The organism is Actinomycetospora sp. NBRC 106378, assembly GCF_030269685.1.
GTDB lineage: Bacteria > Actinomycetota > Actinomycetes > Mycobacteriales > Pseudonocardiaceae > Actinomycetospora.
In genome coordinates this window covers 666,116-684,927 of record NZ_BSTT01000001.1, presented here as the reverse complement: position 1 = coordinate 684,927, position 18,812 = coordinate 666,116, and the positions used below count along the sequence as shown (strand labels likewise).

Below are 18,812 nucleotides of genomic sequence, written 5' to 3'. Positions count from 1 at the left end.
CCGGCGGCCCGCCGGCTCGCCGGCCCGCCGCGAGGGTCACGTAGGGCAGGTTCGCGGGCCGCTGAAGCTGCCTGACGTGACCCTCGAGGGAGGGCGGCCGCGCGTCGGCCCACTCGGTCCCGCCTCCCTCGTCCGCGAGGGTCACGTGGCGCAGGTCCCGGAGGCCCGGAACATGCCTGGTGTGCGTCTCGCGAGAGACGGCGGCCCCGGCTGCGGCGCGAGGGTGACGTGGGGCAGGTCCCGAGCCCGCGAAACGTGTCTCCTGTACTCCTCGTGGCGGGGCGTCGAAACCGGGGGGATCTCGGTCCTCCTGTGTCTCCCTCTGAGACACGAACCTGACCGAATACCCGCCCGGCGGCGCGTCACACGTCTCTGACCTGCGGCTAACGGTCGCCTGCACGGGTTCGGTGGCAATGTGCAGCATCTGCACATCCAAACGGTGATGTTGACCACAGGGGGATCGGCGCGTTCAGTGGCTCACGTCTCACCGAGGAGCACCGCTCCGGCGCAGACACCACCGGGTCCACCACCACGGGCCCTCCGCCACGGCCCGTTCCGTGGCGCATCGTCCGCACCGATCGGCGGGAGGAGGCACGCATGGCGGAGCAGACCCGCGGCAGTGGGCGGTCCCTCAAGACCGCCGCCGAGGCACTCGCGTCGCTGCGCTACCTCGCCGCGGCCCACGACGGCGTCACCGCCGACGGCCTGGCTCTCGAGATCGGCAAGAGCTCCGCCACGGCGCGGTACCTGCTCAACACGCTGTGCCAGGAGGGCTACGCGCGCCGCGACGGTCACACCGGGGTCTATCGCCTCAGCGACGTCCCGCCGTGGGGCGACCCGTGGGGCACCGCGGACGACGAGCCGGTGGACGAGGACGCCGTCCGTGAGCTCGAGGTCGTCGACGCCCCGGAGGACGAGCTCCGGCCGCTGCGTCGGGAGGACGACCCCGTCAGCCGCTACGAACTCCCCGAGAGCCTGGCCGACGCGGTCACCGAGCTCTACTGGCGCACCCGGCAGCGGTCCTACCTCGCCCGGTGGGACGGCGACGCCACCGTCATCGTCGACGCCCGCGGCCACCAGGGCCTGGCCCGCATCCCGGACCTGCGCGAGCGCATCCCGGTCGCCCAGGCCCACGCCCTGGCCGTGACGAAGGCGCTGGTCGCGACCTCCTCGGAGATCGAGGAGCTGCTGCTCGCGCAGCCCGACCGCACGGCGTTCACCGCCACCACCATCACCACGACGCCCGGGCTCGAGCGCGAGTTCGCCCGGGTGCGCCGGGACGGCGTCGCCGTCGACCGCGAGGAGTTCGCCGAGGGCTTCTGCTGCGTCGGCGCCCCGATCGTCGCCCCCGACGGGCGGGTCGCCGCGAGCATCGCGGTGTCCAGCCCGGCCCGACGCTTCGCCCAGGACGGCGAAGCCCTGACCACCGCGGTCCGGGAGGTGGCCGCCACCGCGATGCGCGAGTGGCGGGCCCGGGTCGCGGCCGCCCGGACCGACGACGAGGAGGTGAGGCCGGCGTAGCGGCAGGGACCACCACCGGGTGGTCCCGACGAGCAGGACCCGGCACCCGCCGGACACACACATCAGGCACTTTCCGAGGAGGAAAGCATGAGCCGTCAGAGCTTGGCGAAGGCTCACCAGAAAATCCAGGAACTCTCCTGGGAGCCGCAGTACCACGAGCCGTACATGAAATACGGCACGGACTACACCTTCAAGAAGGCTGCCAAGAAGGACCCGCTGAAGCAGGTCCTCCGCTCCTACTTCCCCATGGAGGAGGAGAAGGACAGCCGCGTCTACGGCGCGTCGGACGGCGCGATCCGCGGCAACATGTTCCGCCAGGTGCAGGAGCGCTGGCTGGAGTGGCAGAAGCTGTTCCTGTCGATCATCCCGTTGCCGGAGATCTCGGCGGCGCGCTCGATGCCGATGCTGTTCCAGGCGGTTCCCAACCCGGAGCTGCACAACGGCCAGGCGATCCAGATGATCGACGAGGTCAGGCACTCGACGATCCAGCAGAACCTCAAGCGCCTGTACATGAACAACTACATCGACCCGGCGGGCTTCAACAACACCCTCCGGAACTTCCACTCGGACTACTGCGGCACCATCGGCCGCCAGTTCGCCGAGGGCTTCATCACCGGTGACGCGATCACCGCGGCCAGCATCTACCTGACGATCGTCGCCGAGACGGCCTTCACGAACACCCTGTTCGTGGCCATGCCCGGTGAGGCGGCCGCCAACGGTGACTACCTGCTGCCGACGGTGTTCCACTCGGTCCAGTCCGACGAGTCGCGCCACATCTCGAACGGCTACGCCACGCTGCTCATGGCGCTGTCGGACGAGGACAACCGCCAGCTCCTCGAGCGCGACCTGCGCTACGCGTGGTGGAACAACCACCGCGTCGTGGACGCCGCGATCGGTACCTTCATCGAGTACGGCACGAAGGACCGCCGCAAGGACCGCGAGTCCTACGCGGAGATGTGGCGTCGGTGGATCTACGACGACTACTACCGTGCCTACCTCCTGCCGCTGGAGAAGTACGGCCTGGTGATCCCCCACGACCTCATCGAGGAGTCGTGGAACCAGATCTGGAACAAGGGCTACGTCCACGAGGTCGCGCAGTTCTTCGCCACCGGTTGGGTCGCCAACTACTGGCGGATCGACGGCATGACCGACGAGGACTTCGAGTGGTTCGAGTACAAGTACCCGGGCTGGTACGACCGCTACGGCAAGTGGTGGGAGAACTACAACCGGCTCTCGCGCCCGAACGGCCACCACGCCATCGTGGCCGAGGACGTCGACTACGTGTACCCGCACCGCTGCTGGACCTGCATGGTCCCCTGCCTGGTGCGTGAGGACATGGTCGTCGACAAGGTGGACGGTCAGTGGCGCACCTACTGCCACGAGGCCTGCCGCTGGACCGACGCGGTCGCGTTCCGGCCCACCTACGAGGGTCGCGACACGCCCAACATGGGCAAGCTCGTCGGCCACCGCGAGTGGGAGACGCTGTACCACGGCTGGAACTGGGCCGACGTCATCCAGGACATGGGCTTCGTGCGCGACGACGGCAAGACGCTCACGGCGCAGCCGCACCTGGACCTCGACCCGAAGAAGATGTGGACCCTCGACCACATGCGGCGCATGCCGCACGTGGCCAGCCCGAACGTCATCCTCAACGAGATGAGCGACTCGGAGCGCGAGGCGTTCGTGGCGGACTACAACGCCCAGGGCCCGGCCGGCCGTCCGGCCGGCGCGACGTCCTGATCTGACGGACCAGCAGTAACCCGCGGGGGGTCGGTGATCCGGCCCCCCGCGGTCTCCGCCGCGCCGCGTGACGATTCCGCCGCGGCATCTCCTTTCGTCAAACGCAATTCCGGCCCCAGCCGATCTGTGCTCGAAACCGCTCTCTTCCCAGGAGTTCATTGATGGGCGACAAACACCTCGTTCGTTTCGAACCGGTGGGCATCGAGATCGAGGTCGACGAGGACCAGACGATCCTGCGCGCCGCGTTCGAGCAGGGCGTCCAGCTCATGCACGGGTGCAAGGAGGGGCAGTGCGCGGCGTGCAAGTCCTTCGTGCTCGAGGGCGAGGTCGACGACATCGAGCTCGACAGCTACTCGACCTTCGCGCTGCCGGACATGGAGCGTGACGACGGCCAGACGCTGCTGTGCCGGGCGCACGCCTACAACGACCTGACCATCGAGCTCCTGAACTACGACGAGGAGGTCCTCCGCTCGGGCCTGCCCGTCCGCAAGGGCACGGTCGAGGTGCTGTCGAACGAGCCCGTCACCCACGACATGCGCCACCTCGTGGTGCGCCAGGTCGCCGGCGACGACATCAAGTTCTTCCCCGGCCAGTACATGGACTTCATCCTCCCGGACTCCGGGGAGAGCCGGTCGTTCTCGATGGCGAACACACCGAACCGCGAGGGCGTGTTCGAGTTCATCATCAAGATCTACCCGGACGGGCTGTTCTCCCAGTTCCTCAAGAACGAGGTGCAGGAGGGCGACAAGCTCGAGGTCGAGGCGCCGTTCGGCACCTGCACCCTCCGGGAGAACCGCACCTCGGACATCATCTTCGTCGGTGGTGGCGCGGGGATGGCGCCGCTGCTCGGCCTGCTCCGCGGTCTCGTCGAGAAGGAGACGACCCGGCGCACCGTTCTCTACTACGGCGCCCGCACGAAGGACGACCTCTGTTTCGAGGACGAACTCCGCGAGCTCGAGAACAAGCTCCCCGGCTTCCGCTACATCCCCGTGCTCTCCGATCACGAGGGAGAGGGGTGGGACGGGCTCACCGGCTTCGTCACCGAGGCGGTCCGTGCGGAGGAATCCGATCTGAAGGGAAGGGATGCCTACGTGTGCGGGCCGCCGCCGATGGTGGACGCGGCCATCGCACTCCTGAGCCAGCGTGGGATCGACGAGCGCAACATCTTCTTCGACAAGTTCACCACCACCGGAGAGCCGGAGGAATAGGGCGACACATGACGAGCACCGAGACCGAGAGAAGCGTACCGAAGCCGCAGTTCACCGACGCCGAGGCCGGGGCGAAAGAGTTCCCCGACTCCGGACCGTCGGCGCGGCGCTACAACTACTACAAGCCGGCCAAGCGCAAGCAGACCCACTACGAGGACGTCACGGTCGAGGTCCAGCCCGACCCGCGGCACTACCTCTCGCAGGGGTGGATCTACGGCTTCGCGGACGGCTCCTCGGGCTACCCGCTGACCTGGACCAAGCTCAAGGCGTGGGGGGTCGACAACCCCGAGCCCGAGCGTGGCCCCGGTTCCGGTGGCAAGCCGGTGCAGGACTGGCCCGCCCACGGCTGGCACGAGTTCCGGGATCCCAACGAGGAGTGGGACCTCACGATCTTCCGGAACAACGCCAACGTCGAGCGGCAGATCACGGCGAACGTCGAGAACGCCCGCAACGCCAAGGCGTTCGACCAGTGGAACCCGAACTGGGTGCGGTTCGTGGAGCGCCACGTCAGCACGTGGATGCACATCGAGCACATCTTCGGCCTGTACGTGTTCGCCGCGTGCAACCGCTCCGGCCCCACGAACATGCACAACACGGCGATGGCCGTGAACAGCGCGCACAAGATCCGCTTCGCCCAGGACATCGCGCTCTACAACCTCACGCTCTCCGAGGAGATCGAGGGCTTCGACGGGACCGCACACGTCGATGCCTGGAACAACGACCCCGAGTGGCAGGGCGTCCGCAAGGTCTGCGAGGCGCTCACCGCGATCGAGGACGACTGGGCGGAGACGATCTTCGCGACGAACATCGTGTTCGAGCCGCTGCTCGGCGAGCTGTTCCGGTCGAACCTCGTGCAGCAGGCGGCTCCGGGCAACGGCGACTACGTGACCCCGACCGTCATGGGCGCCGGCGAGTACGACTACTCCCAGCGCGACCTGCGCTGGAGCCAGGCGTGCTTCGGCCTGCTCACGCAGGACAAGGAGTTCGCCGACCACAACAAGGCGCTCATGCAGGGCTGGCTCTCGAAGTGGGTGCCGCAGTGCCTCGAGGCGGCCCGGCAGATGCAGCCCCTGTGGTCGCAGCCCGACAACAAGCCGCCCCGTTTCGAGGATTCCCTCGACCGCGCCAAGAACCGCTTCGCCGGCATTCTCGGCGACCTCGGCCTCGACGTCCCGAAGGAGCTCTCCCAGTGACCCAGTCGACGACGCGACCCAGTTTCGGCGAGAGCCCGTTCAAGGTCGACAACAGCGAGTCCGGCATGGCCGGCGTGACCCTGATGAACAACCAGATCGGCGTGGTCGTCGCGGAGGTGATGGACCGTCAGGAGAACGTGACGGTCACGCACCTGCCCGCGATGATCCGGGTCGACTGCAAGGGCCGGATGGATTTCGTCTACGACGAGATCTCCGAGGCGCTCGGCGAGGAGGAAGGCTTCTACGACGCCGCCGAGTTCGAGGAGAACATGTCCACCCACTACGGGAAGATGGTCCACATGGACGATCGGACCGTGATGTTCGGGAACATGGAGGAGGCCGCCGAATTCATCGGCGACATGCTCCCGCCCGTGGTGAACAAGTCCTGATCCGGCACATCCCCTGACGCCGGACCGCCGCCCACCGCTGTCGTCGCGGGTGGGGTGGGCGGCGGTCCCGGCACCATCACCGTTATCGACTTCGAATTCCCGAGGAGAAGAGAGGCCATGGCCAAGGAACTGCGATTCGGAGCCGATGCTCGTCAGGCCCTGCAGGCGGGGGTGGACCAGCTCGCCGAAGCCGTCAAGTCGACGCTCGGCCCCAAGGGCCGCAACGTCATCCTCGAGAAGATCACCGGCACCCCCGAGGTGACCAACGACGGCGTCACGATCGCCCGCGAGATCTTCCTCCGTGACCAGTTCGAGAACATGGGCGCCCAGGTCGTCAAGGAAGCCGCGGTCAAGACCAACGACGTCGTCGGGGACGGCACCACCACGGCGACCGTGATCGCCCAGGCGATCGTCCGGGAGGGCCTCAAGGCCATCGGGCAGGGCGGCAACCCGGTGCTGGTCAAGCGGGGCGTGGACATCGCGGTGCAGAAGATCGTGGACCACCTGGCGACGGTGGCCCACTCGGTGGACGACGTCGAGTCGCTCTCCCGCGTCGCCTCGATCTCCGCCAACGACGACGAGTCGATCGGCCGCGTCGTGGCGCAGACCCTGCACACCGTGGGCGACGACGGCGTCATCACCGTCGACGACGGCCCCCTCCACGGCCTGCACGTGAACTTCGTCGAGGACTTCGAGTTCGACAACGGCTACATCTCGCCCTACCTCGTCACCGACCCCGGTTCCATGCTGGCGGTCCTCGACGACCCGTACCTGCTGTTCTGCGCCGAGAAGATCACCGACGTCCGGTCCCTCATGCCGATGCTCGAGCGGGTCATGCGCGAGCCCCGCCCTCTCGTGATCATCGCCGAGAAGGTCGAGGGCTCCGCTCTCCAGATGCTCGTGCACAACCACGTCAACGGGCACCTCAAGGTCACCTGCATCCAGGCCCCCGGCTTCGGCGAGAAGCGCGTCCACCTCCTCGAGGACATGGCCGCGCTGTGCGGCGGCAAGGTGCAGTCGAAGGCGTCCGCCTTCTCCATCGAGCAGATGGGGATCGAGCACCTCGGCCGCGCCACGCAGGTCCGCGCCACGAGCGAGCAGACCGTCATCATCGGCGGCCTCGGCGACCCGACCGCCCGCGAGACCCGGGTGTCGCAGCTGCGCGCCGAGATGGACCGCGCGACGATCGGCACCGACGAGGACTTCTTCTCCTCACGCATCGCCCGCCTCTCGGGCAAGGCCGCGATCCTCGAGGTCGGCGCCCCGACCAACGCCGAGCTCAAGGAGATCCGCCACCGCGTCGACGACTCCCTGCAGGCCACCCGCGCCGCCATGGCGGAGGGCATCGTGGCCGGCGGTGGTGCGGCCCTGCTGCACGCCGAGAGCGTGCTGGACGGGGTCGAGGTCAACGGGGACTACCGCACCGGGCGGGACATCGTCCGGGCCGCGCTCTCCGAGCCCGCGTACCTGATCGCGACGAACGCCGGCTACGACGGGCACGACGTGGTCAAGCAGACCCGCGACATGAGCGCCGACGAGGGCTTCGACGCCCTCGAGGGCCGCTTCGGCAACATGGTCGAGCTCGGGGTCATCGACCCGCTGCGGGTCGTGCGCTCGGCGCTGCAGAACGGCGCGTCGGTCGCCGGACTCATCCTCACCACGAACTCCCTGGTGGCCGAGGAGCAGACGCCCTGGAACAAGGCGCTCATGACCGAGTACGGCCCCCTCGACGAAGGCATCCCCCAGCCCTCGCCGGACGCCAGCACCCCGCAGTCGATGGGTCTCGGGCCCTCGGTGGGCTGAGCAGACCCGGCCACCCCGACGTCGAGAAGGAGCAGCACCCGTGAAGGCCGTTCGCGTCCACCAGTACCAGCAGGACCCGTCGATCGACGACATCGCCGAGCCCAAGCTCCAGGGCCCGCTCGACGTCATCGTCAAGATCGGCGGCGCCGGGGTCTGCCGTACCGACCTGCACATCGTCAACGGGGACTGGAAGGACATCCAGAACCCGGAACTGCCCTACGTCATCGGCCACGAGAACGCGGGCTGGGTGCACGAGATCGGCGACGCGGTCACCAACGTCAAGGTCGGTGACACCGTCATCCTGCACCCGCAGCCGTCCTGCGGGCTGTGCCTGGCGTGCCGGGCGGGGCGGGACATGCAGTGCACGGGCGACGCCTTCTTCCCGGGGCTGTCGAACAACGACGGCGGGATGGCCGAGTACCTGCGCACCACCGCCCGGGCCTGCGTGAAGCTGAACCCCGACACGAACCCGGCCGACGTGGCCGCGCTCGCCGATGCGGGCATCACGGCCTACCACGCGGTGCGCAAGTCGGTGCCCTACCTGTACCCGGGCACCACGGCGGTGGTGCAGGGGGTCGGCGGCCTGGGCCACATCGCGGTGCAGGCCCTCGCGGCGCTGACGGCCACGAAGATCATCGCGGTCGACCGCAACCAGGCCGCGCTGGACCTCGCGAAGCAGATCGGTGCCGAGGAGACCGTGGTCGCCGACGGCAACCACGTGCAGGCGGTCCAGGACCTCACCGGTGGCGGCGCCACCGTCGTCTTCGACTTCGTCGCCGAGCAGGGTGCCGAACTCGACGCGTGGGCGATGACCGGCCCGGCCGGCTACTGCTTCGTCCTCGGCTACGGCGGCCAGTTCACCGCCCCCACCCTCGACTTCGTCGCCGGCGAGAAGAACGTCATCGGCAACATCGTCGGGACCTACAACGACCTCGCGGAACTGATGGTCCTCGCGCAGGCCGGGAAGGTCACCCTGCACACCGTGCAGTACCGCCTCGACCAGGCGCTCGACGCCCTGCACGACCTCGACGCCGGCCAGGTCCGCGGCCGCGCCATTCTCGTGCCCTAGAAGACGCACGCAACAACCACCACAACAGCTGCGGAGGATTCATGTACGAGAAGAATGGCGAGAAGTACTTCGTCGTCGACTCCCACATGCACTACTGGGACGCGTCACCCGAGAACTGGGTGGAGGGCGCCGAGCAGTACGCCAAGGGCTGGATCGAGTGCTTCCACGCCTACCAGGGCCTCGGCCCGGCCGAGACCCACCAGCCGATCGAGGAGTTCCAGCGGGTCTCCGAGGACCAGCTGATGCGCGAGGTGTTCGAGGAGGGCTACGTCGACAAGGCGATCTTCCAGTCGACGTACCTGCGCGAGTGGTACAAGAACGGGTTCAACACGACCGAGCGCAACGGGTCGCTGTTCGAGAAGCACCCGGACAAGTTCATCGTCAACACCCGCTTCGACCCGCGCGACGGCGACAAGGGCATGCGGGAGTTCGAGGAGAACACGAAGCGGTTCGGTGCCATCGGCGCCAAGCTCTACACCGCGGAGTGGAACGGCGACTCGCGCGGCTTCAAGCTGACCGACCCCGAGGCCTACCGCTTCCTCGAGCGGGCCCAGGAGCTGGGCATCAAGAACATCCACGTCCACAAGGGCCCGACGATCTGGCCGCTGGACAAGGACGCCTTCGACGTCTCCGACGTCGACCACGCGGCCACGGACTTCCAGGGCCTGAACTTCATCGTCGAGCACGTGGGCCTGCCGCGTATCGAGGACTTCTGCTTCATGGCGACGCAGGAGCCCAACGTCTACGCCGGCCTCTCCGTGGTCATCGGCGGCCTCATGCACGCCCGTCCCAAGTTCTTCGCCAAGGTCATGGGCGAGCTGCTGTTCTGGGTCGGCGAGGACAAGATGACCTTCGGCTCGGACTACAACATCTGGACGCCGCGCTGGCAGATCGAGGGCCTCGTGGACTGGGACTACCCGTCCGACGAGTTCTCCGACTACCCGCGCCTCGGCACCGAGGGCAAGAAGAAGATCCTCGGCCTCAACGCGGCGAAGCTCTACGGCATCGAGGTGCCCGAGGAGTGCCGCCTGCCCGCCCCCGGTGAGGGCGCGCAGCTCGTCGACGAGCGCGAGGTGGCCCAGGCATGAGCATCTCCTTCCTCACCCGCCCGGCGGCCGGGAACGGCGCCGACGACGCCGAGGTCGTCGGGCGGGTGTGGGAGGCGCTGCGCTCCGTGCGCGACCCGGAGCTCGACGCCGACGTCGTCTCCCTGGACTTCGTGGCGTCGGTCGAGCTCACCTCGACCGGCCCCGGGTCGGGCCACGTGGCTCACGTCTCCCTGCGCCTGCCCACCTACTTCTGCGCCCCGAACTTCGCGTTCCTCATGGTCGCCGACGCCTGGGACGCCGTGTCGACCGTGGACGGGCTCGTCGACGTCGAGGTCGTGCTCATCGACCACTTCGCCTCGGAGGCGATCAACGCCGGGGTCGCGGCCCGGGCGGGCTTCGTGTCCTCCATGGCCGGCACCGAGGTCGGCGAGGCGGTCTCCGAGCTGCACGAGCTGCGCCGGACCTTCACCGAGCGGGCCCTCATGGCCGGCACCGACCTCGTCGTGCGCCCCCTCATGCGGGACGGCGCCACTCCCGAGCAGGTCGCCGCGATGACCCTCGCCGACGCACCGCCGTCGGCGGATCTCGACCGTCTCCGCGCCCGCCGTCAGGAACTGGGGATTCCGTCCGAGGACACCGACCCGCTGGTGGTCGACCCGTCGGGGGCGACCGTCGGGGTCGACGCGCTGCCGCTGCACCTGCGCAAGGCCCGCAGCTACCAGGTCGGCGTGGACGCCAACACCAGTATCTGCCGAGGTCAGCTCGCCGTGCGCTACGGGCTGTAGGGCCGCTCCTCCACCACCACCGTCAAGGAGGCATCGCGTCATGACCGACGTGGCACCACGCACCGTCCGTCGGATCGGGTCGCCCGCGGCCGCCGCACTCGCCGACCTCGCCTCGATCTTCGACGACCTGCAGACCGTCCTGCTCTGCTGCGAGCACCTCGTGAACCAGCTCCGACCCGGCGTCGGGAAGCAGCTCGACGGCGTCGTCGTCGAGTCGCTCTGGACCACGGCGCTGATCTCCTACTCGCGGTGCTTCGCGGGCGGCGAGCGGGGCATGGGGCTCACCGAGGACGACGTCGAGGGGCTCGAGCTCAAGGGCGAGAAGCTCGCCTGGCACCGCATGCTGCGGCGGTTGAAGAAGCACTTCGCCGATCCGGCGGCGAACCCCCGGGAGACCTTCACCGTGGGGGTCGCGGTGTCGGACGGCGTCCCCGCGGGCGTCGCCATCACCTCGAGCCGCCAGGACCTGGTCGACGAGCAGACGGTGCGCCAGACCGGCGCACTGGCCTTCGCCCTCTCGAAGCTCGTCGACGGCCGGATCGCCGAGCACCAGTCCACCGTCCTCGAGGGCGCCCAGGCGCTCTCGGCCCAGGAGCTGGAGACGCTCGACGAGATCGAGGTGACCGGTGACGGCGCCCCACCGCCGCGACCGGAGGACGACACGGAGCCACGGACGTGAGCGGCGCCGCGGGGGAGGAGAAGTTCAACCCGTGGTCGGTCGTGCACCTCGTGTTCGACCACCTCGCCAACCAGGGGCTGCACCCCGTGCTCGGGGAGGTGGGCGACCCCTCGGAGCCGGCCGCGGAGCTGCTGCGGGCGATGGGCATCACGCCCGGCGACCCGTCGTGGGCCCGCGGGCAGGACGCGGAGCAGATCCAGGACAAGCTGGCCGAGATCCGCTCGCTGTTCGACCCGGTGCCGGGCGACGGGGGATCGGCTCCGGGCGGGCGCGGTGACGGGGTGCCGGCGCAGGGGGAGCGCTGAGCCGTGGAGGAGCTCCATCTCGTCACGATGGTGGTCCACCGGGTGACCCGGGAACCGCTCGCCGTGCTCGCCGACGCGGCCGAGGACCGCTGCCTCGTGGTGGCGGTCCGCCGGCCGCAGGCCGAGATCATGGCGGCGGGCCCGCACCCGACCCGCGACGACGACGCCCGCCTCACCCAGGACGTCGTCGCCGACGTGGCGGCGGCCCTCGGCCGGTTCCTGGCGGGGGCCGCGATCACCGACCTGGTCGACGAGCGCTTCCGCGCCGAGCTCCGGCTCGACGACGGGACGAAGGTCCCGGTGCGCCCGAGCGACGCGCTCGCGGTGGCGATCCGTGATGCACTACCGATCACGGTCGCCGACCACGTGATGGAGGAGGCCGGTCAGTCCTGGCGAGAGCTGCAGGGCGACGAGCCTCATCCCCAGAGCGTGGAGGTGGACGAGATGCGGGCGTTCCTCGACCAGGTGACCCCGGACGACTTCCGCGGCGAGGACGGTGGGGACCGCTGATGTTCCGCCGTCCGCCGGTGGCTCTCGCCGGCCCGGCCTTCATCGCCTCCGTCGCCTACGTCGACCCCGGCAACGTCGCCACCAACTCCGTGGCGGGCGCCACGTCGGGCTACGCCCTGGCGTGGGTCGTCGTCGGCGCCGGGCTGATGGCGATGCCCGTGCAGTACGTCGCGGCGAAGGTCGGCATCGCCTCGGGCCGCAGCGTGCCCCGCGCGGCCAAGGAGACGATGAGCCGGCCGCTCCGCGTGTTCATGTGGCTGCAGGCCGAGATCGTCGCGATGGCCACCGACGTCGCCGAGTTCCTCGGGGCCGCCGTCGGGCTGCAGCTGCTGTTCGGGCTGGGCCTGCTCGAGTCGGGCCTCATCACGGCCGCGATCTCCTTCGCCGTGCTCGCCCTGCAGCGGCGCGGGCACCGGCCGTTCGAGGTCGGCATCATCACCTTCCTCGCCTTCATCGTCGCCGGGGTGGCGTTCCAGGTGGTCTCCGTGGGCGTCGACCCCGGGGGGCTCGCCGGGGGGCTGGTGCCGGGGCTCGCCGACTCCACGCAGCTGGTGCTCGCCGTCGGGATCGTCGGCGCGACCGTCATGCCGCACGCCATCTACGCCCACTCCGCGCTGACGGCCGGCCGCACACGCGGACTCGGACGCGCCGGCCGGGCCCGGCTGCTCGGGTTCCAGCGGACCGAGGTCGTCGCCGCGCTCTCGGTCGCGAGCCTGGTGAACCTGGCGATGCTGCTCGTCGCGGCCGGGGCGTTCGGCGGCACGCCCGCCGCCCCCGGCGTCGACGGGCTCGAGGCCGCCCACGCGGGGCTCGGTCAGATCGCCGGCGGCGCGGTCGCCCTGGCCTTCGCCGCCACCCTGCTCGCGAGCGGTCTGTCCTCTGCCGCGGTCGGCACGTACTCCGGGCAGGTGGTCATGGAGGGCTTCGTCGACGTGCGCCTGCCGCTGCTGGTCCGCCGGTTCGTGACGATGCTGCCCGCGCTCGTCCTGCTCGCGGTCGGCGTCAGCCCGACGGCGGCGCTGGTCGGGAGCCAGGTCGTGCTCTGCTTCGGCATCCCGTTCGCGCTCTACGCGTTGCTGCGTGTGGCCCGCGACCGGCAGCTGCTCGGCGACGAGGCGATCGGCCGCCCGATGCAGGCGGTGCTCGGCCTGATCAGCGCCGTGGTGATCACGCTGAACGTCGTGCTGATCGTGGACACCGTCGCCGGGTGAACCCCGGGTGTCTCGGATCGAGACGCCGGGATTGTTCACCGTGGCCCGGATCACCTCTAGCATCGCCGGTTGCGCATCCCACATCGGCGGGCCGGTCGTCGGCGTGGAGCCGGCGTCAGGGCGAGGTGGCCGATGACCGAACACGGCGGTGTCCACCTCGACCGTGCCCGGGAGCGCTTCCTGGGCGACGGGTCGCTCGCCACCGGGCTCCGCCCGGAGATCGTCCGCTCCTGGGAGCGCTCGTTGCGCGCCGGCGTGGACGCCGACGAACTGTCGCTGCCCTACGAGCCGGACCTCGACTTCGACGGCAGCCTCGTCCACTGCGCCCGCCCCGTCCTCGACGACCTCGCCGAGCGGCTCTCCGGCATGTCGGTGGCCGTCGTGCTCTCCGACGCCGACGGCCACGTGCTCGACCGCCGGGTCGGCGAGGGGGAACTGCAGCGCCGGCTCGACGCGATCTCGCTCGCCCCCGGCTTCAGCTACGCCGAGGAGTTCGCCGGGACCAACGGCGTCGGCACGGCCCTGGAGGGCAACAGCCCGACCATGGTCATCGGCGCCGAGCACTTCACCGACCGCCTCCGGGCGTTCGCCTGCGCCGGCGCCCCCGTCCACCGCCCCGGCGGCGGTCTCGCGGGCATCCTCGACGTCACCTGCCTCGCGGCCGAGGCGAACGACCTCATGCGGTTCCTCGCCCAGCAGGCGGCGCGGGACATCGAGGAGGTGCTGCGCGAGCGCGGCGGTGCCGGGTCTCGGGCGGTGATGGCGGCCTTCCGCGCGGCGTGCGCCCGGGTGCGGGGACCGGTGATCGCGCTCGCCGACGACTTCGTCATCGCCAACCGGACCGCCGACGACACCCTCTCCGCCGCCGACCGCGACCTCATCGCCCGCTTCGCCGCCGAGTACCGCCGCGCGGGCCAGAGCGAGGAACGTGCCCTGCTCGACGACGGGCCGGTCCGGCTGGTCCTCACGCCCGCCCCGGCCGACCGCCCCGCCGGGGTGGTGGTCGAGGTGCTGCGCAGCACCAGCACGCTGCGCCTCGCAGCCAGCGGCGCGGGCACGCTGACGCGCACGGCGACCACCTCGACCCTGCCCGGCCCGGCCTCGCACCGCGAGCGGCCGCTCGCCGGGCTGGCCGGCACCACCCGCTCGTGGCGGTCGACGAGCGCCGCGCTGCGCACGGCGGCCACCGCGGTCCGGAGCACCCTCGTCCTCGGTGAGACCGGTGTCGGCAAGCTGGCCGCGGTGCGCGCCGCCCACCGGGAGATCCGGCCCGCGGCGCGGCTGCTGGTGATCGACGGCGACGGGCCGGAGGCCGCCGAGGACCTCGCGGCGGTCACCGACGACCTCGGCGAGCCCGCCACGGTCGTCGTCCGGCGGGCCCAGAGCCTCGACGAGAACGGGGCCGACGCCCTGTCCGAGCTGCTCGCCGACGTCCCGTCCGAGGTGTGGGTCGCCGCCCTGGTCACCGGGGACGCGGTGCCGATCGGTCGCCCGGTCCACGCCGTGCTCGGGGCCTTCGAGGGCTCGGTGGTGGTCGAACCGCTGCGCCGGCGCCCGGAGGACGTCCCACCCCTGGTGGACTCGCTGCTCACCCGGCTCGCCCCCGGACGGCGGGTGCGCTGTACCTCGGAGGCGCTCGCGCTGCTCGGCGGGGCACGGTGGCCGGGCAACGTCGCCCAGCTCTCCGACGTGCTGCGCCGGGCGCTCGCCGCCCGGCCGGCGGGCGACCTCGAGGCCGGGGACCTGCCGGCGGAGGTCGCCGTGCACGGCACCCGACGGCGGCTCACGCCGCTCGAGACCGCCGAGCGCGACCTCATCGTCGCGGCGCTCATCGAGGCCCGCGGCAACCGCGTGCAGGCGGCCGCGGCGCTCGGGATGGGCCGCGCGACGCTCTACCGCCGGCTGCGCGCCTTCGGTATCACCGACGTGGGGCGCTGAGTCCGCGTCCGGTGCGCCGGCGGTGCCCCCGGCCCGCGCGGGTGGTGCCGACGGCCCGGTTACGGGGCGCGACGACCCCGCCGGCCTCGTCGGGGCCGCACTCGGCGCACGAGCAGGCCGTCCCGTGGTGGTCCGCGCCCGACCCCCACTGCCGCGCGGCCTCCCGGGCCACGTCGACGACGTCGGTGAGCAGGTCGTCGGCGTGCCCGTCGAGCCGTCGTGAGGAGCAGGAGAGGCCGAGCGCGACGGTCCAGGTGCCCGACGGCGAGGCGATCGGGGCGGCGAGCGTGCCGAAGCCGCGGACGTACTCCTCCCGGTCACGGGCCCAGCCCTGCCGGGCCACGTCGTCCAGCTCCGCCCCGAGGCGCACCGGGCAGGTGACGGTGTCGGGGGTGAGGGCAGCGAGCGGCTCCGCGGTCACGGCCTCGCGGTAGGTCGGGGACGCGGCGAGGAGGACCTTGGTGAACGCCAGGCCGTGGGCGCGCTCCGGGGGTACGTGGGTGTCGAGCCCGGGCAGGCGGGCGAGGCCCTGGTGGCCGCGGACGTCGGACACGCTCGCGACGAGGGTGCCGGTGCGGCGGACGAGGTAGGCGCGCTGGCGGGTGCGCCGGTAGAGCTCGGTCACGGCCTCGGCCAGCACGGCCCCGGGCGCCGGGTCGCCGGGCCCCAGGTCGCCCGGGGCGGCGGGCTCCTCGGCCGGCACCCAGGCCCCCCACGGCGGCGCCGTGCCCAGCAGGCAGCGGCCGGAGTCGTCGCGCCGGGCAAAGCCGGCCTCGCAGAGCGTGTTGACCATGTAACGGGCCGTGGCCGGACTCTTCCCGAGCCGCTCCCCGATCTCGGCCGCGGACAGGCCCTCGGGATGGTCCCCGAGCAGCCGCAGCGCCCGCAGGACCATCGCCGCCGTCTTCAATGACCGCGCACCCGACGTGTCCTCGCTCACAGTGCTCGACAGTAGGGACCCCGTGGGGGCCTGCCTGTCTCAGTTCGGGACACGGCGGGTGTCTCGGGGGCGACCCCGAGTGATCCCGGGGTCGGGCACCGAGGCCGGTGCCCGCACGTTGGACCAGCGTGGGGGAGGAACCCGACACCGATCGAGAGGAACCACCATGGCCGTCATGACCCGTCCCCGCGAGGGCGCCTGGATCGGCGGCGTGTGCGCCGGCCTCGCCGCACGCTTCGGCGTGTCGGCGAACCTCGTGCGGCTGCTGTTCGTGCTGTCCTGCCTGCTGCCGGGCCCGCAGGTGCTCATCTACATCGCGCTGTGGGTGATCATGCCGCGCCGCTGAGCCGCCGCCGTCAACCGGGATTCTCAGCGGATCATCAGGCTCCGGCCAGCTTCCGTGCCGGTTTCGTCCGGATCGTCGATGCTGTCACCGTCGATCCGGGGAGGAACTCCCGTGAGCGCCGCCGCACCCACGCCCGAGCCCACCGGACTGTCGGCGGAGCAACGCCGGGTCCTCGACGACCTCGCGGCCCACGAGAACGCCGCCGATCCGGGGTACGTGCTGCGGATGAACGCCCCGGCCTCCGGTCCCGACGCGGCGGTGGAGTCCGCCGTGGCCCGGGGCCGGCGCCGGGACGTCGTCGTGCAGCTCGCCGTCGTCGGGGTGATCCTCGCCCTGGTGCTGCCCGTCGCCTGGACCATCGCGCTCGTGCTGACGATCGCACTCGTCGTGGGCCCGACCTGCCTCGTCCTCAAGGCCCTGCGCGAGGGCGGGCTGGAGCCGCCCGCTCCGAAGGCCGACCCCGACCGCCCGTAGCGGTCACCGTGATCACGCCGGGGGCGCGATCCGCGAGGCCCGGTCGAGCAGGTAGGCCCGCTCCGGCGCCGAGGCGGTGCGCCGGGCCGCCTCCCGGTAGGCGGCCACGGCCTCCGCGCCCCGACCGGCCGCCTCGGTGAGGTGGGCCCGGACCGCGGTGAGGCGATGGTGGTCGCGGAGCCCGGGCTCGTCGAGGGCGTCCAGCTCCACCAGCGCCGCCGCCGGTCCCGCCACCTCGCCGAGGGCCACCAGACGCCCGAGGCGGGCCATCGGATCCGGCCACAGCCCGACGAGGGTGTCGTACAGGGCGAGGATCTGCGGCCAGTCGGTGTCCTGCGCCCGCCCGGCCTCCGCGTGCACGGCGGCGATCGCGGCCTGCACCGTGTACGGCCCGGGGACCCCGTGTCCCAGCACCGCGGTGACCAGCGCCGTGCCCTCGGCGATCCGCCCGCCGTCCCAGCGCGTCCGGTCCTGCTCGGCCAGCGGGACGAGCGCGCCGTCGGGACCGGTGCGGGCCGCGCGCCGCGCGTCGGTGAGCAGCATCAGCGCGAGCAGCCCCGCCGCCTCGCCGTGCTCGGGCGCCCCGTCGAGGGCGGCCACGAGCACCCGGGCGAGCCGGACCGCCTCGTCGGCGAGGTCCGCGCGGTGCAGGGTCGCGCCGGCGCTCGCGGTGTGGCCCTCGGTGAACACGACCGACAGCACGGCGAGCACCGCGGGCACCCGCTCGCGGCGGGCCGCGGCGTCGGGGACGGTGAAGCCGCGGCCGAGTGCGGAGAGCTTCGCCTTGGCCCGGCTGATCCGCTGGGCCACGGTGGGCTCGGGCAGGAGCAGTCCGCGGGCGATCTCCGCCGTCGTCAGGCCGCCGACCGCCCGCAGCGTGAGCGCCACCTGGCTCGGTACCCGCAGCGCGGGGTGGCAGCAGAGCAGGAGCAGGGCCAGGGTGTCGTCGCTCCCGACGGCCTCGCCCACGGCGTCGCGGTGGACATCGGCCTCCTCCCGGCGACGGCGGGCGGTGTCGCGCCGGTACGCCTCCACCAGCCGCCGGGTCGCGACCGTGACCAGCCAGCCGGCCGGGTTGTCGGGCACCCCGTCGGCGGCCCACGTCCGCGACGCCGCGAGCAGCGCCTCCTGCAGGGCGTCCTCGCACGCGTCGAAGTCGCGGTGGCGTCGCACGAGAACCCCGAGCGCGGTCGGGGCGGCGTCGCGGAGGACCTCGACGGCGATCACAGGTCCCAGCCGGACATGTCGAGGACCGGGCGCACCTCCACGAGCCCCCAGACCGCGTCCGGGACCCGGGCGGCGATCTCCTCGGCGCGCGCGGCGTCCGCGACGTCCACCAGGTAGAAGCCCGCGAGGTGCTCCTTGGTCTCGGCGAACGGGGCGTCGGCCACCACGGGGCGACCCTCGGCCGTCGACACCCACCGGGCGAGCGCGGGGTCGGCCAGCCCCTCGGAGACCACGAGCTCGCCGGACCCGGCGAGTTCGCGGGTGAGCGCCACGTGGTCGACGCCGAAGCGGGCCCGCTGCTCGGGGGTCAGGGCCTCCCAGCGCTGCGCGAAGTGCGGGTTCGAGTGCAGCAGGATCATGAACTTCACGACGACGGGTCCTTCCTCCGGGAATCCTCTGCCGTCCTGTCGAGACGGAGGACCCGG

General features: G+C 71.5%; 19 protein-coding genes. 16 read left to right on the top strand and 3 right to left on the bottom strand.

Annotated elements, in window-relative coordinates; genetic code table 11:
* The first annotated feature begins 597 nt into the window (after positions 1-597).
* The 14 genes from QSK00_RS03415 to QSK00_RS03350 all read left to right on the top strand — a co-directional run bounded on the left by QSK00_RS03415 (position 598) and on the right by QSK00_RS03350 (position 15,400).
* Entirely contained in the window at positions 598-1,521 is a 924-nt protein-coding gene (locus tag QSK00_RS03415; RefSeq protein ID WP_285587511.1) for an IclR family transcriptional regulator, read from the top strand.
* An 87-nt stretch (positions 1,522-1,608) separates the two neighbouring features.
* On the top strand, positions 1,609-3,261 hold the full coding sequence (locus QSK00_RS03410) for a ferritin family protein (RefSeq protein ID WP_285587508.1): 1,653 nt from the start codon (positions 1,609-1,611) through the stop codon (positions 3,259-3,261).
* 161 nt (positions 3,262-3,422) lie between these two features.
* A complete protein-coding gene (locus QSK00_RS03405) occupies positions 3,423-4,469 on the top strand; it encodes an NADH:ubiquinone reductase (Na(+)-transporting) subunit F (protein ID WP_285587506.1) in 1,047 nt (348 codons plus the stop codon).
* An 8-nt stretch (positions 4,470-4,477) separates the two neighbouring features.
* Entirely contained in the window at positions 4,478-5,662 is a 1,185-nt protein-coding gene (locus tag QSK00_RS03400; protein WP_285587504.1) for an aromatic/alkene monooxygenase hydroxylase subunit beta, read from the top strand.
* 65 nt (positions 5,663-5,727) lie between these two features.
* Positions 5,728-6,051, top strand: coding sequence for an MmoB/DmpM family protein (locus tag QSK00_RS03395; protein WP_218891368.1), 324 nt, complete (start codon positions 5,728-5,730; stop codon positions 6,049-6,051).
* Positions 6,052-6,168: 117 nt separating this feature from the next.
* Entirely contained in the window at positions 6,169-7,854 is a 1,686-nt protein-coding gene (gene groL / locus QSK00_RS03390) for a chaperonin GroEL (RefSeq protein ID WP_285587501.1), read from the top strand.
* A 40-nt stretch (positions 7,855-7,894) separates the two neighbouring features.
* Positions 7,895-8,923: an NAD(P)-dependent alcohol dehydrogenase gene (locus QSK00_RS03385; RefSeq protein WP_285587499.1), complete on the top strand. Its 1,029-nt coding sequence runs from the start codon at positions 7,895-7,897 to the stop codon at positions 8,921-8,923.
* 41 nt (positions 8,924-8,964) lie between these two features.
* Entirely contained in the window at positions 8,965-10,011 is a 1,047-nt protein-coding gene (locus QSK00_RS03380) for an amidohydrolase family protein (RefSeq protein WP_285587497.1), read from the top strand.
* Positions 10,008-10,757: an iron-sulfur cluster assembly protein gene (locus QSK00_RS03375; RefSeq protein WP_285587495.1), complete on the top strand. Its 750-nt coding sequence runs from the start codon at positions 10,008-10,010 to the stop codon at positions 10,755-10,757. Before QSK00_RS03380 ends, QSK00_RS03375 begins: the two co-directional genes overlap by 4 nt.
* Positions 10,758-10,797: 40 nt before the next feature.
* On the top strand, positions 10,798-11,436 hold the full coding sequence (locus QSK00_RS03370; protein WP_285587493.1) for a hypothetical protein: 639 nt from the start codon (positions 10,798-10,800) through the stop codon (positions 11,434-11,436).
* Complete coding sequence (locus QSK00_RS03365; protein WP_285587490.1) at positions 11,433-11,741, top strand: hypothetical protein; 309 nt, start codon at positions 11,433-11,435, stop codon at positions 11,739-11,741. The genes QSK00_RS03370 and QSK00_RS03365 overlap by 4 nt, the downstream gene beginning before the upstream one ends.
* 3 nt (positions 11,742-11,744) lie before the next feature.
* Positions 11,745-12,251 carry a bifunctional nuclease family protein gene (locus QSK00_RS03360; protein WP_285587488.1) on the top strand — a complete coding sequence of 169 codons (507 nt, stop codon included), beginning with the start codon at positions 11,745-11,747 and terminating at the stop codon, positions 12,249-12,251.
* A complete protein-coding gene (locus QSK00_RS03355) occupies positions 12,251-13,462 on the top strand; it encodes an Nramp family divalent metal transporter (protein ID WP_352231078.1) in 1,212 nt (403 codons plus the stop codon). The genes QSK00_RS03360 and QSK00_RS03355 overlap by 1 nt, the downstream gene beginning before the upstream one ends.
* Positions 13,463-13,594: 132 nt before the next feature.
* Positions 13,595-15,400, top strand: a complete 1,806-nt coding sequence (locus QSK00_RS03350; protein ID WP_285587486.1) for a sigma-54-dependent Fis family transcriptional regulator — start codon at positions 13,595-13,597, stop codon at positions 15,398-15,400.
* Here QSK00_RS03350 and QSK00_RS03345 read toward each other — a convergent pair.
* Entirely contained in the window at positions 15,381-16,340 is a 960-nt protein-coding gene (locus QSK00_RS03345) for an IclR family transcriptional regulator (RefSeq protein ID WP_285587482.1), read from the bottom strand. The two genes, QSK00_RS03350 and QSK00_RS03345, sit on opposite strands and share 20 nt — an antisense overlap.
* Before the next feature lie 166 nt (positions 16,341-16,506).
* On the opposite strand from QSK00_RS03345, the gene QSK00_RS03340 reads away from it, so the two are divergent.
* Together QSK00_RS03340 and QSK00_RS03335 are read left to right on the top strand one after the other, a co-directional pair.
* Positions 16,507-16,686 carry a PspC domain-containing protein gene (locus QSK00_RS03340; RefSeq protein ID WP_230749710.1) on the top strand — a complete coding sequence of 60 codons (180 nt, stop codon included), beginning with the start codon at positions 16,507-16,509 and terminating at the stop codon, positions 16,684-16,686.
* Between the two features lie 111 nt (positions 16,687-16,797).
* Positions 16,798-17,160 (top strand): hypothetical protein, encoded by a 363-nt coding sequence (locus QSK00_RS03335; protein WP_285587475.1) that lies wholly within the window; start codon positions 16,798-16,800, stop codon positions 17,158-17,160.
* Between the two features lie 12 nt (positions 17,161-17,172).
* Here the strand turns inward: QSK00_RS03335 and QSK00_RS03330 are convergent, their stop codons facing one another.
* Together QSK00_RS03330 and QSK00_RS03325 are read right to left on the bottom strand one after the other, a co-directional pair.
* On the bottom strand, positions 17,173-18,384 hold the full coding sequence (locus QSK00_RS03330; protein WP_285587957.1) for an RNA polymerase sigma factor: 1,212 nt from the start codon (positions 18,382-18,384) through the stop codon (positions 17,173-17,175).
* Positions 18,384-18,746: a YciI family protein gene (locus QSK00_RS03325; RefSeq protein WP_285587954.1), complete on the bottom strand. Its 363-nt coding sequence runs from the start codon at positions 18,744-18,746 to the stop codon at positions 18,384-18,386. The genes QSK00_RS03330 and QSK00_RS03325 overlap by 1 nt, the downstream gene beginning before the upstream one ends.
* Between the last annotated feature and the right edge of the window lie 66 nt (positions 18,747-18,812).

Coding starts and splice junctions, on each gene's coding strand:
- QSK00_RS03415 (WP_285587511.1), top strand. CDS start 598: ATGGCGGAGCAGACCCGCGGCAGTGGGCGGTCCCTCAAGACCGCCGCC.
- QSK00_RS03410 (WP_285587508.1), top strand. CDS start 1,609: ATGAGCCGTCAGAGCTTGGCGAAGGCTCACCAGAAAATCCAGGAACTC.
- QSK00_RS03405 (WP_285587506.1), top strand. CDS start 3,423: ATGGGCGACAAACACCTCGTTCGTTTCGAACCGGTGGGCATCGAGATC.
- QSK00_RS03400 (WP_285587504.1), top strand. CDS start 4,478: ATGACGAGCACCGAGACCGAGAGAAGCGTACCGAAGCCGCAGTTCACC.
- QSK00_RS03395 (WP_218891368.1), top strand. CDS start 5,728: ATGGCCGGCGTGACCCTGATGAACAACCAGATCGGCGTGGTCGTCGCG.
- groL (WP_285587501.1), top strand. CDS start 6,169: ATGGCCAAGGAACTGCGATTCGGAGCCGATGCTCGTCAGGCCCTGCAG.
- QSK00_RS03380 (WP_285587497.1), top strand. CDS start 8,965: ATGTACGAGAAGAATGGCGAGAAGTACTTCGTCGTCGACTCCCACATG.
- QSK00_RS03375 (WP_285587495.1), top strand. CDS start 10,008: ATGAGCATCTCCTTCCTCACCCGCCCGGCGGCCGGGAACGGCGCCGAC.
- QSK00_RS03370 (WP_285587493.1), top strand. CDS start 10,798: ATGACCGACGTGGCACCACGCACCGTCCGTCGGATCGGGTCGCCCGCG.
- QSK00_RS03355 (WP_352231078.1), top strand. CDS start 12,251: ATGTTCCGCCGTCCGCCGGTGGCTCTCGCCGGCCCGGCCTTCATCGCC.
- QSK00_RS03350 (WP_285587486.1), top strand. CDS start 13,595: ATGACCGAACACGGCGGTGTCCACCTCGACCGTGCCCGGGAGCGCTTC.
- QSK00_RS03340 (WP_230749710.1), top strand. CDS start 16,507: ATGGCCGTCATGACCCGTCCCCGCGAGGGCGCCTGGATCGGCGGCGTG.
- QSK00_RS03325 (WP_285587954.1), bottom strand. CDS start 18,746: ATGATCCTGCTGCACTCGAACCCGCACTTCGCGCAGCGCTGGGAGGCC.